At 54.5% G+C, this 14,297-nt stretch carries 15 protein-coding genes; 14 read left to right on the top strand and 1 reads right to left on the bottom strand.

The genetic code is table 11. The features are described 5' to 3' along the window. Nucleotides 1–58: 58 nt before the first annotated feature. On the bottom strand, nucleotides 59–2,611 hold the full coding sequence (gene mrcA / locus LH23_RS03725) for a peptidoglycan glycosyltransferase/peptidoglycan DD-transpeptidase MrcA (protein WP_039288445.1): 2,553 nt from the start codon (nucleotides 2,609–2,611) through the stop codon (nucleotides 59–61). Between the two features lie 139 nt (nucleotides 2,612–2,750). On the opposite strand from mrcA, the gene LH23_RS03720 reads away from it, so the two are divergent. From LH23_RS03720 to LH23_RS03655, 14 genes are all read left to right on the top strand, one after another. Further along, nucleotides 2,751–3,566 (top strand): hypothetical protein, encoded by an 816-nt coding sequence (locus tag LH23_RS03720; protein ID WP_039288442.1) that lies wholly within the window; start codon nucleotides 2,751–2,753, stop codon nucleotides 3,564–3,566. Continuing rightward, nucleotides 3,566–4,114 (top strand): PilN domain-containing protein, encoded by a 549-nt coding sequence (locus LH23_RS03715; RefSeq protein WP_039288439.1) that lies wholly within the window; start codon nucleotides 3,566–3,568, stop codon nucleotides 4,112–4,114. Before LH23_RS03720 ends, LH23_RS03715 begins: the two co-directional genes overlap by 1 nt. Beyond that, on the top strand, nucleotides 4,104–4,574 hold the full coding sequence (locus tag LH23_RS23060) for a hypothetical protein (RefSeq protein WP_052050123.1): 471 nt from the start codon (nucleotides 4,104–4,106) through the stop codon (nucleotides 4,572–4,574). The genes LH23_RS03715 and LH23_RS23060 overlap by 11 nt, the downstream gene beginning before the upstream one ends. Next, the gene (locus LH23_RS03705) at nucleotides 4,561–4,977 is read left to right on the top strand and encodes a HofP DNA utilization family protein (RefSeq protein ID WP_039288436.1); all 417 of its coding nucleotides are present in this window, start codon (nucleotides 4,561–4,563) and stop codon (nucleotides 4,975–4,977) included. Before LH23_RS23060 ends, LH23_RS03705 begins: the two co-directional genes overlap by 14 nt. Next, entirely contained in the window at nucleotides 4,892–6,139 is a 1,248-nt protein-coding gene (pilQ, locus tag LH23_RS03700) for a type IV pilus secretin PilQ (RefSeq protein ID WP_071842691.1), read from the top strand. Before LH23_RS03705 ends, pilQ begins: the two co-directional genes overlap by 86 nt. 319 nt (nucleotides 6,140–6,458) lie before the next feature. Further along, nucleotides 6,459–6,980, top strand: coding sequence for a shikimate kinase AroK (aroK, locus tag LH23_RS03695; protein ID WP_008457837.1), 522 nt, complete (start codon nucleotides 6,459–6,461; stop codon nucleotides 6,978–6,980). A gap of 58 nt (nucleotides 6,981–7,038) precedes the next feature. Then, on the top strand, nucleotides 7,039–8,127 hold the full coding sequence (gene aroB, locus LH23_RS03690; RefSeq protein WP_039288428.1) for a 3-dehydroquinate synthase: 1,089 nt from the start codon (nucleotides 7,039–7,041) through the stop codon (nucleotides 8,125–8,127). A gap of 73 nt (nucleotides 8,128–8,200) precedes the next feature. Next, the gene (gene damX / locus LH23_RS03685) at nucleotides 8,201–9,493 is read left to right on the top strand and encodes a cell division protein DamX (RefSeq protein ID WP_039288425.1); all 1,293 of its coding nucleotides are present in this window, start codon (nucleotides 8,201–8,203) and stop codon (nucleotides 9,491–9,493) included. A 63-nt stretch (nucleotides 9,494–9,556) separates the two neighbouring features. Further along, nucleotides 9,557–10,381, top strand: coding sequence for an adenine-specific DNA-methyltransferase (gene dam, locus LH23_RS03680; RefSeq protein ID WP_039288422.1), 825 nt, complete (start codon nucleotides 9,557–9,559; stop codon nucleotides 10,379–10,381). A 46-nt stretch (nucleotides 10,382–10,427) separates the two neighbouring features. Next, nucleotides 10,428–11,105, top strand: a complete 678-nt coding sequence (gene rpe, locus LH23_RS03675; RefSeq protein WP_039288419.1) for a ribulose-phosphate 3-epimerase — start codon at nucleotides 10,428–10,430, stop codon at nucleotides 11,103–11,105. Continuing rightward, the gene (locus LH23_RS03670; RefSeq protein WP_039288417.1) at nucleotides 11,098–11,811 is read left to right on the top strand and encodes a phosphoglycolate phosphatase; all 714 of its coding nucleotides are present in this window, start codon (nucleotides 11,098–11,100) and stop codon (nucleotides 11,809–11,811) included. Before rpe ends, LH23_RS03670 begins: the two co-directional genes overlap by 8 nt. Beyond that, entirely contained in the window at nucleotides 11,804–12,808 is a 1,005-nt protein-coding gene (gene trpS, locus LH23_RS03665; RefSeq protein ID WP_039288414.1) for a tryptophan--tRNA ligase, read from the top strand. The genes LH23_RS03670 and trpS overlap by 8 nt, the downstream gene beginning before the upstream one ends. 136 nt (nucleotides 12,809–12,944) lie before the next feature. Continuing rightward, entirely contained in the window at nucleotides 12,945–13,850 is a 906-nt protein-coding gene (gene yhfZ / locus LH23_RS03660) for a GntR family transcriptional regulator YhfZ (protein WP_039288412.1), read from the top strand. A gap of 14 nt (nucleotides 13,851–13,864) precedes the next feature. Further along, nucleotides 13,865–14,221 carry a hypothetical protein gene (locus LH23_RS03655; protein ID WP_039288408.1) on the top strand — a complete coding sequence of 119 codons (357 nt, stop codon included), beginning with the start codon at nucleotides 13,865–13,867 and terminating at the stop codon, nucleotides 14,219–14,221. Nucleotides 14,222–14,297: the final 76 nt, after the last annotated feature.

The raw sequence follows: 14,297 nt of genomic DNA, 5'->3' as shown, positions 1-14,297 counted from the left end.
ATCTGACTGCAAAAGAATAAAAAGGGCCGCTTAGCGGCCCTTTTTATTTTGGCTCGGGTTAGAACAACTCGTGCTCTTCCCCGTTATCAATAAGCGTCGTGCCTACTTCATGCACGGCCTGCTGCGTAGGCTGCGTGCCTTCGATGAAATACTCTTCACGACTGTTGCCGCCGTTGGCTAACTGCCCGGTACTCCGGTCAATATTGACGGTGACGATCCCTGGTGGAGGTGTCATTGGCTCTTCTGGCACGCCTGACAGAGCAATTTTCATGAAATCATCCCACGCCGGCTGGGCGCTCTTTGCGCCGCCTTCGTAGCCGGAAATCTGATCTTTAATTGCACCTGAAGCTGTGGTGCGGCCAAGGTCGCGGCGATGATCGTCGAAGCCAATCCAGACCGACGTGACCACGCCCGGACCGTAGCCGGAGAACCAGGCGTCTTTCGAACTGTTGGTTGTCCCGGTTTTGCCGCCGATATCCTTACGCTTCAAATCACGGCCAGCGCGCCAGCCGGTTCCCTGCCAGCCTGGTTCACCATAAATGTTGCTGTTAAGCGCGCTTTTGATCAGGAACGCCAGCGGCGTGTTGATCACGTGTGGGGCGTACTCCTCACCTTGCGCTTTTGCTACCAGAGCGCTGTTAGCCTGCTCCAGTTGCGGCATTGGCACGCTGCTGTTTTGCGGCGTTTGCGAGACGGCAACGTCTTCTACGTCCTGGTTTTCCAGTACCGTTGATTTCGGCGTATCACCGTAAATGACCGGAATATCACAGCTGGCGCAGGCAACTTTGGGCTTCGTCTCAAACACGGTGTTCCCTGCGTCATCGACAATTTTGGTGATGTAGTAAGGATCAACCAGGAAGCCGCCGTTTGCCATGACGGAGTAACCGCGGGCAACCTGCATTGGCGTAAATGAGGCGGAGCCCAGCGCCAGTGATTCGGTATGAACAATATTTGCGGCAGGGAAGCCAAAGCGCTGCAGATATTCAGCGGCATAATCGACGCCCATCGCCCGCATTGCTCGTACCATCACCACGTTCTTGGACTCGCCCAACCCCTGACGCAGACGGATCGGCCCGGCGTATTGGGCCGGAGAGTTCTTCGGTCGCCAGTCGGAACCCGCCCCGGCATCCCAGCGTGAAATCGGCACATCATTAAGAATGCTCGCCAGCGTCAGGCCTTTGTCCATTGCCGCGGTATACAGGAATGGCTTGATGTTTGAACCAACCTGCCGCAGTGCCTGGGTCGCACGGTTGAACTTGCTTTGGTTAAAGTCAAAACCGCCGACCAGCGCCAGCACGGCGCCATCGTGTGGATTGAGCGAAACTAGCGCCGAGTTAACGTCAGGCACCTGGCTAAGCCACCAGGCATCGTCCACCTTGCGTACCCAAATCTGCTGTCCGGCCTGTACCACGTCCGTTACTTTGCGTGGCGTAGCGCCTTGCGCGGTGTCGGAACGATACGGACGCGCCCAGCGCATGCCTTCCATACCCAGCGAAACGGAGCTGCCGTCGGCCAGCATCGCCGATGCTTCATCAGGCGTGGCACGGGTGACAACCGCCGGGAATAATGGGCCATAGACCGGGAGATTTTTCAGCGAGTCGGTGATTTTTTTCTTATCCCACGCGCTTTCTCCCACTTTCCACAGCACATTAGATGGGCCGCGGTAGCCATGGCGCATATCGTAGGCCATGACGTTGTTGCGAACGGCTTCCTGGGCACCTTGCTGAATTTTACGACTCAGCGTGGTGTAAACCTTGTAGCCATCTTCGTAGGCTTTATCGCCGTAGCGGGCGACCATATCCTGACGCACAAGCTCTGAAAGGTATGGCGCTGAGAAGGCGATTTCAGGCGTGTGATAGCTGGCGTCAATCGGCTGACTGCGCGCTTCATCGTACTGGCTTTGGCTGATGTAACCTTCGCTCAGCATACGCGACAGCACCACGTTACGACGTGCCGTTGAACGATCCATGGAGTACAGCGGGTTAAACGTTGACGGCGCTTTAGGCAGCCCGGCAATCACCGCTATCTCGCTCAGGGTCAGCTGATCGACCGTTTTGCCGAAGTAAACCTGAGCGGCAGCGCCGACGCCATAGGCGCGGTAACCGAGGTAGATTTTGTTCAGGTAGAGCTCAAGGATCTCGTCTTTGTTCAGCATCTGTTCAATGCGAACCGCAAGAAACGCTTCCTTAATTTTACGCATCAGGGTGCGTTCGGGACTAAGGAAGAAGTTACGCGCCAACTGCTGCGTAATGGTACTTGCGCCCTGAGAAGCATGGCCCGAGAACAGCGCTACGCTTGCAGCACGGAAGATGCCCACCGGGTCAACGCCGTGGTGCTCGTAAAAGCGGCTGTCTTCTGTCGCGATAAACGCTTTTACCATCACCGGAGGGATCTGGTTCAGGGTCAGTGGAATACGGCGTTTTTCGCCGTACTGAGCGATCAGCTCGCCGTCAGCGCTGTAAACCTGCATTGGAATCTGCAGCCGCACATCTCTCAATGTTGCCACGTCGGGCAGCTGGGGCTCGATGTATTTGTATAAACCGTAAATCGAGCCAGCTCCCAGCAGAACGCAACAGACTGCAAGGATTAATAAATACTTTACGAACTTCACCTTAAATTTCCCATCAGGTTTCAATTGGGCAGTTTCTAAACAACCGCGCGGTAGTATAAAGGCAAGCCAGGAGCTTTGATATACCCGTTACTGTTTCGGGGTCAGGGCTGTTTATCATCCGGATAAGGAGATCGAAACCATGATGTTTCCTGGTTGGCGGATTGGCCTGGATATCCAGGCGGAAGGTGTACGTGCCGCGGCGGTACAGTGGCACCGGCAAGGGTGGCAGTTGCGCCATTGGTGGTATTTACCTTTCCCGAAACAAACACTTGCGGACGGCATGTTACCCGAACCTGACACCCTGCGCGAGGCACTTGCTGCATGGCGTAAAGAAATCCCGGTGCGCCATCATCTGCGGGTTGGTTTTCCGGCACAGCGGGCTTTGCAACGTCAGGTACCCAGACCGCCACGGCGATTGCAGGAATCAGCTCAAGAAAAGTATATCGCGGGTGCAACGGCTCGCCAGCTACAAATGCCCACGGAGCAACTCTGTTATGACTACCTGACGGAGGATTCATCATTTTGCGTGACGGCGGTGAAACAGGCGGATATTGCTGCACTGCAGGCCATTTTTGCCAGTATGAATCTCTTTCCCCGGACGATAACGCCGGGAGACAAAATTCTGAGCGCCTTGCCTCAGGGTTGCTATCCAGCACACTGTCGTTTTCTTGTTCATGAAGAGCGAGGCTACTGGCTGTGGGCGTCAGTGAATAATCGCGAACGCTCCGGCTGGTTGGATAAACGGCAGGCTGTGGATTTCCCGGCCCTGTGTCAGCAACTAGAGGCCAGCGCCTGCGACATTGCCTTTAGTCATGCCGACGTTGAAAGCACTTGTCCTGCCGGAGCAGAAAAACTGAATGCGTGGCAACCCATTGTCCGCCAGCTACCACCTCTGCCGCGTCACGGTGAACTTTATACACTCGCATTGGGGCTGGCCCTGGGATCCGAACGCTAATGATGCCGCTGATAAATCTCCTGCCGTGGCGGCCGCTGAGACGCCGGCATCGGCTCAAAATCTGGGGCTGCATTCTGTTGTTTGGCGTGCTTTTGATTACGGGGTCTATGCTGCTTTGGACCCATTCTCTCGCCGTAAAAGTGCGCTGGCAACAGGCTCAGGCTACCCAGTTGGAGGTGCAGGAATCCGCCCTGAAGGCGCTGTTATCGCGTCAACAAAAAGAGTTGAAGGCGCGTCAGCAGCGGCTGGCGATCTTGCAGGCGGAGGTGACGCGGAAAGACAATATTTCACGCTGGGAAAATGTGCTGAATATGCTGGCCTCACGGTTGCCTGAAAATAGCTGGCTGCAGAGGGTTAGTTGGCAAAATGAAAGCGCAACCATCTCCGGCGTGGCGGGCGATGCACGAGAACTGGATCGGTTTGAGGCAGTTCTGGCCGATTTACCAGGAGCGTTCAAGGTCAAGCCTGGAGAGCTGCGTGATGAAAAAGGCAAAGGTCTGGTCTTTACCTTCACCTTGACCCCCATGGGGGGCGAACATGCTGAATAACCTGGATCGCCTTATGGATGGGCATGTTGCATATCGGGTTTTGAGCCTGTTGGGGTGCCTTTTTGCCACCGCGTTAATCTGTTTGTGGCTGTGGATTTGGCCCCTGCGGCAAGAGTTGCGGACGCAAGAACCGCACTATCAGCAGCGCTGGCAGCATGTGCTTTCCCTGCAGCGGCAAATCGCAGCTTTGCCGAAGCCAGAGCCGCTGCCTGATAGCGTTCCTCTGGAGGTGTTTTCCGCCATGGAGGCTATAAAACGGTCTGGCGGGAGACTGGTGAAGTGGCAGCCCGATTCGCGACATTCAACGTTGGAAATCCTGCTTCCCTGGCCCAGAGTGCCGCCGTTTTTTAGGGCGTTGGCCGGCTATGCCAGCCTGAAACTGCCGACCTTTATCTTGAGCGAAGCCGGGGAACATGTGCGGGTTGTGATCACTCTGGAGTTTACCGATGAAAGTCGTTAGCTGGATGTTACTGGCCGTGCTCAGTGCGCCGCTGCAGGCGTTGCCGCGTAATCCCTTTCTTTTGCCCGCATCGCCTTGTGAAGCGCTGCTTAAGCGCCTGGATAGCTGGCAGTTGCGTGGCGTGTTTTACCCGACGGGTTCTGCAGAAAGCATTGCCTTAATGCAATTCTCGGGGAAACGCTGGCAAAGGGTAAAAGAAGGTTTGTTTCTGGAGCCAGATGTGCAGGTGACCACGCTTCTTGAGCGGCAACTGAGAGTTTCGCTCAAAGGTGCCTGCGAAGGGCGCTACTACCACTGGAAAATACAGGGAGGAATCAATGATAAGGCATATCGTGGGAAGCGTACTGATACTGACGTCCCTGATGGGGCGGGCGAACGATCGCGTTACTCTGACGTTAGATGAAACGCCGGTCGTGCAGGTTCTGCAGGCGTTGGCCGAGCAGCAAAACTTCAACGTGATGATTGCGCCTGAGGTGGTGGGAAATCTCTCGCTACGTTTGGCTGATGTGCCATGGGAGCAGGCTTTCCAACAGGTACTCAGATTGGCAAACCTGACTTCATCTAAGACGGGCAATATTCTTCAAATCCAGCAAAAACAGGATCCGGCGCAACGGCGAGCTCAGCAAGAGGCCGCTCGTAAGCAAAAAGCGCTCGATCAGCCGTTGGTACAAGCGGTTTATACGCCGCGCTACGCTGAAGTGGCCGACCTTGCTGCAGGGATCAAAGCTAATGAAGAAAAACTGCTTGGGCCAAGGGGCAGCATTACCGTAGATAAGCGCACAAATCGGCTTGTAGTCCGCGACAGCCAGCAGGCACAAAAACGCGTTGCGGCCTGGATTAAAGATATGGATGTATCGATGGGGCAGGTCGAACTGTCCGCGCATATTGTCACCATTAACCAGGACAAGCTACGCGAGCTCGGCGTGAAGTGGAGTGCTCCGGCAGGTGAAACTGCATCAGGGCAATACCAAACCACAACCGTCTCAAGTGAGTTAGCGGTGAAAGCGGCAACCACGACAGTGGGGTTTAATATTGGCCGCATTAACGGCCGGATGCTTGAGCTGGAGCTCAGCGCGCTTGAACAGCAACAGCAGTTGGAAATCATCGCCAGCCCACGCCTGCTGGTAGCACACCAACAGTCTGCCAGCATCAAACAGGGCACAGAAATTCCCTATCAAGTCTCTAATGGCAAAAATGAAGCCACGTCGGTGGAATTTAAGGAGGCAGTGTTGGGTATGGAGGTCATGCCGACGATAAGTCACCACGGAACCATTCGCCTGCAGCTTCGCATCAGCCAAAATATGCCAGGACGCAGCATCCAGCACGCAGATGGGGAAGCGCTCTCCATTGATAAGCAAGAGATTGAAACGCAGGTCGAGGTGAAGGATGGTGAGACGCTGGCATTAGGCGGAATCTTCCAGCAGCAGAACAACCACACCCGGGATAGCGTTCCTTTACTTGGAAATATTCCTTTTATCGGCCAATTGTTCCGGCACGACGGGAAAAAGCAGCAACGTCGGGAATTAGTCGTGTTCATCACGCCCAGGTTGATTGCGTTGCCTTAGCGTCTTTCCTCTTCAGCCTGCGGGTTTTTCTGCCAAACAGCGCCCAGGTGTTTGACGGCAGAGAGGAATTAGCTTACAAGGTGTACCGTTTCGGGAGGCTGGGTATTAAGAGCCTGTGGCCGGTAAAGCTGGCGCACGCTTTTCGTCCCGAGCCGGGCGCCAGGTGATTTATTCGGTTGCCAAACCCCCTTGAGTGTTGAGATAATTTTTAGTCTGATTCTCGAACTCACGCTTATGAGGTTTCAGTTCATGTCTCGCCGCAGCAAGTTGTTACCGGGCGGGTTTATCATCAACGAATTGTCTTAGTAGTACCGAAAAAATGGCAGAGAAACGCAATATCTTTCTGGTTGGGCCTATGGGTGCCGGCAAAAGCACTATTGGGCGTCAGTTAGCTCAGCAACTCAATATGGAATTTTTCGATTCTGATCAAGAGATTGAGAAACGTACCGGAGCTGATGTGGGCTGGGTATTCGACGTTGAAGGCGAAGAAGGCTTCCGCGATCGCGAAGAAAAAATCATCAACGAACTCACTGAAAAACAGGGCATCGTGCTGGCTACCGGCGGCGGTTCCGTGAAGTCTCGTGAAACCCGCAATCGTCTTTCCGCCCGTGGCGTAGTGGTTTACCTTGAAACCACCATTGAGAAACAGCTTGCACGTACTCAGCGCGATAAAAAACGTCCGCTGCTGCAGGTTGAGACTCCACCTCGTGAAGTGCTGGAAGCGCTGGCTGGCGAACGCAATCCGCTGTATGAAGAGATTGCAGATGTCACGATTCGCACCGATGATCAAAGCGCCAAAGTGGTCGCAAACCAGATCATCCATATGCTGGAAAGCAACTGATTCTGGCTTAATCATGAAACGCCTGCGGGCAAAGCAACAATAAGGTGGGCTCCGCGTAATGGAGAGGCTGACAGTCACTCTCGGGGAACGTAGTTACCCTATTACCATTGCCGCCGGGTTATTCAATGACCCGGCTTCCTTTTGGCCGCTGAAGGCTGGCGACCAGACCATGCTGGTTACCAATGAAACCCTTGCACCGCTCTATCTGGACAAGGTTCGTGGTCTTCTGGAACAGGCAGGCGTTAAAGTGGATACCGTCATTCTTCCGGATGGCGAACAGTTTAAAAGCCTCGCGGTGCTTGATACCGTCTTTACGGCGCTGTTGGAAAAACCTCACGGTCGCGACACCACCTTGATTGCTTTAGGCGGTGGCGTTGTGGGTGATTTAACCGGTTTTGCCGCAGCGAGCTATCAGCGCGGGGTGCGTTTTATCCAGGTCCCTACCACACTGCTTTCGCAGGTGGATTCCTCCGTTGGCGGCAAAACGGCCGTTAACCATCCCCTTGGTAAAAATATGATTGGCGCGTTCTACCAGCCGGCTTCGGTTGTGGTGGATCTCGATTGCCTGTCGACTTTACCTGCGCGGGAGCTGGCTTCGGGCCTGGCGGAAGTTATTAAATACGGCATCATTCTGGACGGTGAGTTCTTTGACTGGCTGGAAGAGAATATCGACGCATTGTTGAGGCTGGACGGCAAGGCAATGGCGTATTGCATTCGTCGTTGTTGTGAGCTGAAAGCCGAAGTTGTTGCCGCAGACGAGCGAGAAAGCGGCTTACGTGCTTTACTGAATCTGGGTCATACGTTTGGCCATGCCATTGAAGCTGAAATGGGCTATGGCAACTGGCTGCATGGCGAAGCCGTAGCTGCCGGGATGGTGATGGCGGCGCGTACCGCTCAGCGTCTGGGTCAATTCAGTGAGGCAGAAGTTCAGCGCGTGATCGCGCTGCTGGTACGAGCCGGGTTACCGGTTAACGGGCCGCAGGAAATGTCCCCTGACGCGTATATGCCCCACATGATGCGTGACAAAAAAGTATTAGCCGGTGAGCTGCGTTTGATTCTGCCGCTGGCGATAGGGAAGAGTGAAGTGCGCGGTGGAGTACCGCACGATGTCGTTCTATCAGCCATTGCTGATTGCCAGCAGGCTTAAAACTAGAATTTTTATAGTATTTAACTTCGGGCGTGATGCAGAGATGAGCATACGCCTTTGAGTGGGGTGTTAAATGGATGAATTTAAACCAGAAGACGAGCTGAAACCCGATCCAAGCGATCGTCGTCCTGGGCGTTCCCGCAAACCTGACGAGTTCGATAAAGAACCGCAGATCAACGTTGATGACGTCGATCTTGATGCGGACGACCGTCGTCCTTCTCGTTCACGTCGTGAGCGTGAAGAAGAGGTTGAGGAAGAGTACGAAGGTGATGACGGTCTGGCCGCAGAACCTCGTCCGGCGCGTGGGCGTAAAAAGGCAGCAAAACAGAAAGCACCTGCTTCTCGTCAGCACATCATGATGGGCGTCGGGATTCTGGTTCTATTGCTGCTTATCATCGGCATTGGTTCTGCCCTGAAAGCGCCTTCATCCACCCCAGATACAGCCGAGCAAAAACCAGGCGCAGAGAAGAATATCGATCTCTCCGGTTCCAACGGTGCGGCACCTGCCGACCAGGCAAACGCTGCTCAGCCACAGCAAGGGAATACCTCAGCTGCTGGTCAGCAGAATCCGCAGGATGTTTCCTTGCCACCTATTTCCTCTACGCCAACCCAGGCGCAGACCCAGCCGCAGCCGGAAGGGCAGCAGCGTGTTGAAGTCCCTGGGAACCTGAATAACGCGCTTACTCAGCCTCAGCAGCAGGGCCAGATTGACAACGTGGTCAGTAATTCCACGTTGCCAACTGAACCGGCTACCGTTGCGCCAATCGCGGGCAGCAAAACCGAGCCGCGTAAGCTGGCCGGTACCCAGGAACCAACCCGCACCGTTGAATCTCGCCCTGAACGCAAGAAAACGGTGATTGAGCCTGTGCGTAAAGCCGAGCCTAAACCGCAGGTGAAAGCTGAAAGCAAACCAGTGGCAACGGTGAAACGTAGCGAACCTGCCCCGGCGGTGTCTGCTCCGGTCACCGCACCATCAACCAGTGCTGCCACTTCAACCCCGGCACCGAAAGCGACGGCGTCTACTGCGCCTAAAGCGACACCGCAGGCTGCAGCGACAGCCAGCACTGGCGGCACGGTAACGGGTGATGCGAGCGCCATTAAGAGTGCACCAGGTAGCCACTACACGCTGCAGCTGAGCTCTTCTTCAAACTCCGCAAACCTGAATGCGTGGGCGAAAAAAGAGAACCTGCAGCACTATATGGTTTACCAGACTCAGCGTAACGGCCAACCCTGGTTCGTGCTGGTGAGCGGTGTTTATGCCACGAAAGATGATGCCAAACGCGCGGTGACAAGCCTGCCGGCAGACGTTCAGGCTAAGAATCCGTGGGCAAAACCTATTCATCAGGTGCAGTCTGACCTCAAGTGAAAATAAGCGCAGTCGCTGTCGGAGCCTTTCCACAGCTGGATAAGGTGTAAATAGTAAGACAGCATGAAAAAAAATCGCGCTTTTCTGAAATGGGCAGGGGGGAAATTCCCCCTGCTGGACGACATAAAAAAGCATCTGCCGGAAGGCGACTGTCTGATTGAGCCTTTTGTTGGCGCCGGGTCGGTATTTCTTAATACCGACTATTCGCGCTACATCCTCGCCGATATCAATAGCGACCTGATTAACCTCTACGACATTGTCAAAAATCGCGCGGATGAATACGTGCGGGAGTCTCGTTTGCTCTTTACCAAAGCGCAAAACGAAGAAGCGATTTATTACGCCTGCCGGACCGAGTTTAACCAGTGCACCGACAAGTTCCGGCGCGCGGTGTTGTTTTTGTACCTCAACCGTCATTGTTACAACGGCCTGTGCCGTTATAATCTGCGCGGTGAATTTAACGTGCCGTTTGGCCGCTACAGCAAACCTTACTTCCCGGAAGAGGAGCTGTACAACTTTGCCGAACGGGCTAAAAATGCCACTTTTGTCTGCCAGTCTTATGATGTCAGCATGGTAAACGTTGCCGCGGGTTCCGTAGTGTATTGCGATCCGCCCTATGCGCCGCTTTCCGCCACCGCCAACTTTACCGCTTATCACACGGACAGCTTCAGCATGGTGCAGCAGCAGCATCTGGCCGAACTGGCTGAAAGGCTGCGGGAGCAGAGTATTCCGGTGCTGATTTCGAATCATGACACCGAGCTGACTCGCCAGTGGTATCAGAACGCCACCGATTTCCATAAGCTGCAGGTTCGCCGCAGCATCAGCCGAAACGGTGGTAAACGTAACAAGGTGGACGAACTTCTGGCCCTTTATAAAGTAAAGGTTGCCTGAGCCGTTTCGCCCGCCGCCGAAAGATGAATGACTCCTGGAGAAGCGGATGAAACAGTATTTGATTGCCCCCTCAATCCTCTCTGCCGACTTCGCCCGCCTGGGCGAGGATACGGCTAAAGCGCTTGCCGCAGGTGGTGACGTCGTCCATTTTGACGTCATGGACAACCACTACGTCCCCAACCTGACGATGGGGCCGATGGTGCTCAAGGCACTGCGCGATTACGGCATTACGGCGCCTATCGACGTTCATCTGATGGTGAAACCGGTTGACCGCATCATTCCTGATTTCGCCGCTGCCGGTGCCAGCATTATTACTTTCCATCCTGAAGCCTCTGAACATGTCGATCGCTCTCTGCAGCTGATCAAAGAGCACGGCTGTAAAGCAGGTTTGGTACTGAACCCGGCGACCTCGCTTTCCTGGCTGGATCACGTCATGGACAAACTGGATGTGATTTTGCTGATGTCCGTCAACCCTGGGTTTGGTGGCCAGTCGTTTATTCCACACACGCTTGAAAAACTGCGCCAGGTTCGCGAGCGCATTGATGCATCCGGCTATGATATTCGCCTTGAAGTAGACGGTGGCGTAAAAGCCGACAACATTGCGGAAATCGCCGCAGCGGGCGCGGATATGTTCGTCGCGGGTTCCGCGATTTTCGGCCAGCCTGATTATAAAGCGGTTGTTGATCGCATGCGTTCTGAACTGGCTAAGGTAAGTCATGGATAAGTTTCAAAAAATTCGGGGTATTGCTTTCGATCTCGACGGCACGCTCATCGACACGGCGCTTGGCCTCAGCCAGGCCGTTGATCTGGCGCTTTATGCGCTTGAACTGCCAGTGGCAGGTGAAGATCGCGTTGTCACCTGGATTGGTAACGGCGCAGATATCATGATGCAGCGGGCGCTTAAGTGGTCGCTGAAGGATAAAGAGCCCGACCTCGCGCAGCTGAATATGGCGCGCAAACTGTTCGATCGCTACTATGCGGAAACGGTTGAAGAGGGGAGCTTCTTGTTCCCGGGCGTAGCCGCAACGCTTGCTGCTCTGAAAGAGAAAGGCTTGCCGCTCGCCGTGGTTACCAACAAACCTACGCCTTTTGTTACGCCGCTGCTGGAAGATCTGGGCATCGCCCATTATTTCCAGACCATCATCGGCGGTGACGATGTGAAAGAGAAAAAGCCGCACCCGGAAGCGTTGTACAAAGTCATGGAAGCGCTGGGGCTAGCGGCTGATGAGCTGCTTTTTGTCGGTGATTCCCGCAATGACATTCAGGCTGCACAGGCGGCCGGCTGCCCAAGCGTCGGCCTGACCTGGGGCTATAACTATGGCGAAGCGATTGGGTTGAGTAACCCGGACGTTGTGTTCGATCGTTTCGAAGACTTATTGCCCGCTTTCGGGCTACCACCTTTAGCAAATCAGGAAGCAGAACATGAGTAAGCCCATCGTATTTAGCGGCGCCCAGCCGTCTGGCGAATTAACTATCGGTAACTACATGGGTGCGCTGCGTCAGTGGGTAAACATGCAGGATGATTACCACTGCATTTACTGCATCGTTGACCAGCATGCGATCACCGTTCGCCAGGACCCAACCGCGCTGCGCAAAGCTACGCTGGACACTCTGGCGCTGTATCTGGCCTGCGGCATTGACCCGAAAAAAAGCACCATCTTCGTTCAGTCCCACGTGCCGGAACACGCGCAACTGGGCTGGGTGCTGAACTGCTACACCTATTTCGGTGAGCTGAGCCGCATGACTCAGTTCAAGGACAAATCTGCCCGCTATGAAGAAAACATCAACGCAGGTCTGTTTGACTACCCGGTGCTGATGGCCGCAGACATTCTGCTGTACCAGACCAATCAGGTCCCGGTGGGTGAAGACCAGAAGCAGCATCTGGAGCTGAGCCGCGACGTGGCCAGCCGCTTCAACGCGCTGTACGGTGACATCTTCAAAGTGCCGGAGCCGTTTATTCCTAAGTCCGGTGCCCGCGTGATGTCCCTGCTAGAGCCGACCAAGAAGATGTCTAAGTCGGACGATAACCGCAATAACGTCATCGGCCTGCTGGAAGACCCGAAATCCGTAGTGAAGAAGATCAAGCGCGCGGTGACCGATTCCGAAGAGCCGCCTGTCGTTCGCTACGACGTGAAAGAGAAAGCGGGTGTTTCTAACCTGCTGGACATTCTTTCCGGCGTCACCGGCAAAGCGATTCCTGAGCTGGAAGCCAGCTTTGAAGGCAAAATGTATGGTCATCTGAAGGGCGAAGTGGCGGAAGCCGTGTCCGGTATGCTGACCGAGCTTCAGGAGCGCTACCACCGTTACCGTAACGACGAAGCTTTCCTGCAGCAGGTAATGAAAGAAGGTTCAGAAAAAGCCCGTGCTCGTGCCGGTGAGACGCTGAAAAAGGTGTATGAAGCGATCGGTTTCGTCGCTCACCCATAATCTTTCCCTATGAATAACCCGCCGCCTGGCGGGTTATTTCTTTTTTGTGACTGCATTCTCCTTTTGTCATTTTCCCCTTTGCCATCTATATTCAATTTTATGAAGATATATTCATTCAATAAATTGAAGATAACTGATGAGCCGCAGCTTTATTAAAAAAGAGGGCGTTGCCCAATCCAGTCTGGCCCGTTATTTACTGGGTGAGAAATGTGGTAACAGACTGAAAACCATAGATGAATTGGCAGGCGAGTGCGGCTTTTCCGTTGGCCTGACGCAGGCCGCTTTGAAGACGCTGGAGAAGGCTGGAGCGGTGAGTGTTGAACGCCGTGGCCGCAACGGTAGCTACTTGCTGAGCATGGATAACAAAGCCCTATTGGCGTTCGCGGATATCGGCAATGTAGTGTGTGCTATGCCGCTGCCGTACACCCGGCTTTATGAAGGGCTGGCCAGCGGTTTGAAGGCGCAGTTTGACGGGATCCCGTTTTACTATGCCCACATGCGTGGGTCGGATGTTCGCGTGGAATGTTTGCTGAATGGCGTTTATGACCTGGCCGTCGTGTCCAGGCTGGCTGCGGACAGCTACCTTAGCAACCCGGATCTTTTTATCGCACTGGCGCTGGGGCCGCACACCTACGTGGGCGAGCACAAACTGATTTGCCGCGCCGGGCAGCAGGAGAGTATTCGCCGCATTGGGATTGATCCCCGTTCGGCGGATCAGCGCATCATGACGGATGTTTATTTCGCCGGGCAGGATGTGGAATTGCTCGACGTGTCCTACCACGAGTGCCTGCACAGAATCGCGAAGGGCAGCGTGGATGCAGTGATTTGGAACGTTAGCAACGAGGCCGATTTAACGGCCCTGGGGTTGACCGCCCTCCCGTTAAACGGGGACAAATGCTTCCTGACGGCATCGGAAGCGGTGGTGCTGACGCGCAGCGAAGATATCCCCATTCAGCAATTGCTGCGAACGGTGGTGGATAAGAATGCCCTGCTGGCTCATCAGCAAAGCGTGCTGAGCGGTGAACAGGAACCAAGCTATTGACAGAGGTAATCAGTATGGAAGACCGGCTCAATCTGCTGTGTGAAGCAGGCGTCATCGACCGGGATATTTGTGATGGCATGAAAGTGGTTGTGACGCTGCTCGAGAGCCACTGGGCTATCCCGCTGCAGAACGACCAGGGGGCAATGGCGATCACCCACATGGCTAACGCACTGATGCGTAGCCGTCGTGGGGAAGAGGTGAACCCGTTGGATGCCGAACTGTTGGCGGAGATTAAAAGCGACAGCGTCTTTGGCGAAGTGGAGCAGGCCCACCACGCATTACTGTCGCCGTTCAACGTGCAGTTGCACCCGAACGAAGAAGGGTATCTGCTGGCTAACCTGTTCAGCCTGTGGCTGATTCATAAGAGCTAACGGATTTATCGGCAGCGTTTTTTCTCAACTTAAATATTCAAAAAAATGATTATTTAAGAGGTTTATTTCTCAGGTC

This window comes from Cedecea neteri (genome assembly GCF_000758305.1).
Classification (GTDB): domain Bacteria; phylum Pseudomonadota; class Gammaproteobacteria; order Enterobacterales; family Enterobacteriaceae; genus Cedecea; species Cedecea neteri_C.
Note: the sequence above shows the minus strand (reverse complement) of the source record. Positions and strands in the feature narration are given on the sequence as shown.

What these genes read in the sequence shown, in the direction of transcription:
- aroB (WP_039288428.1), top strand. Translation starts at nt 7,039, where the DNA reads ATGGAGAGGCTGACAGTCACTCTCGGGGAACGTAGTTACCCTATTACC.
- LH23_RS03715 (WP_039288439.1), top strand. Translation starts at nt 3,566, where the DNA reads ATGATGCCGCTGATAAATCTCCTGCCGTGGCGGCCGCTGAGACGCCGG.
- trpS (WP_039288414.1), top strand. Translation starts at nt 11,804, where the DNA reads ATGAGTAAGCCCATCGTATTTAGCGGCGCCCAGCCGTCTGGCGAATTA.
- pilQ (WP_071842691.1), top strand. Translation starts at nt 4,892, where the DNA reads ATGATAAGGCATATCGTGGGAAGCGTACTGATACTGACGTCCCTGATG.
- dam (WP_039288422.1), top strand. Translation starts at nt 9,557, where the DNA reads ATGAAAAAAAATCGCGCTTTTCTGAAATGGGCAGGGGGGAAATTCCCC.
- damX (WP_039288425.1), top strand. Translation starts at nt 8,201, where the DNA reads ATGGATGAATTTAAACCAGAAGACGAGCTGAAACCCGATCCAAGCGAT.
- LH23_RS03670 (WP_039288417.1), top strand. Translation starts at nt 11,098, where the DNA reads ATGGATAAGTTTCAAAAAATTCGGGGTATTGCTTTCGATCTCGACGGC.
- rpe (WP_039288419.1), top strand. Translation starts at nt 10,428, where the DNA reads ATGAAACAGTATTTGATTGCCCCCTCAATCCTCTCTGCCGACTTCGCC.
- LH23_RS03655 (WP_039288408.1), top strand. Translation starts at nt 13,865, where the DNA reads ATGGAAGACCGGCTCAATCTGCTGTGTGAAGCAGGCGTCATCGACCGG.
- LH23_RS03720 (WP_039288442.1), top strand. Translation starts at nt 2,751, where the DNA reads ATGATGTTTCCTGGTTGGCGGATTGGCCTGGATATCCAGGCGGAAGGT.
- aroK (WP_008457837.1), top strand. Translation starts at nt 6,459, where the DNA reads ATGGCAGAGAAACGCAATATCTTTCTGGTTGGGCCTATGGGTGCCGGC.
- yhfZ (WP_039288412.1), top strand. Translation starts at nt 12,945, where the DNA reads ATGAGCCGCAGCTTTATTAAAAAAGAGGGCGTTGCCCAATCCAGTCTG.
- LH23_RS23060 (WP_052050123.1), top strand. Translation starts at nt 4,104, where the DNA reads ATGCTGAATAACCTGGATCGCCTTATGGATGGGCATGTTGCATATCGG.
- LH23_RS03705 (WP_039288436.1), top strand. Translation starts at nt 4,561, where the DNA reads ATGAAAGTCGTTAGCTGGATGTTACTGGCCGTGCTCAGTGCGCCGCTG.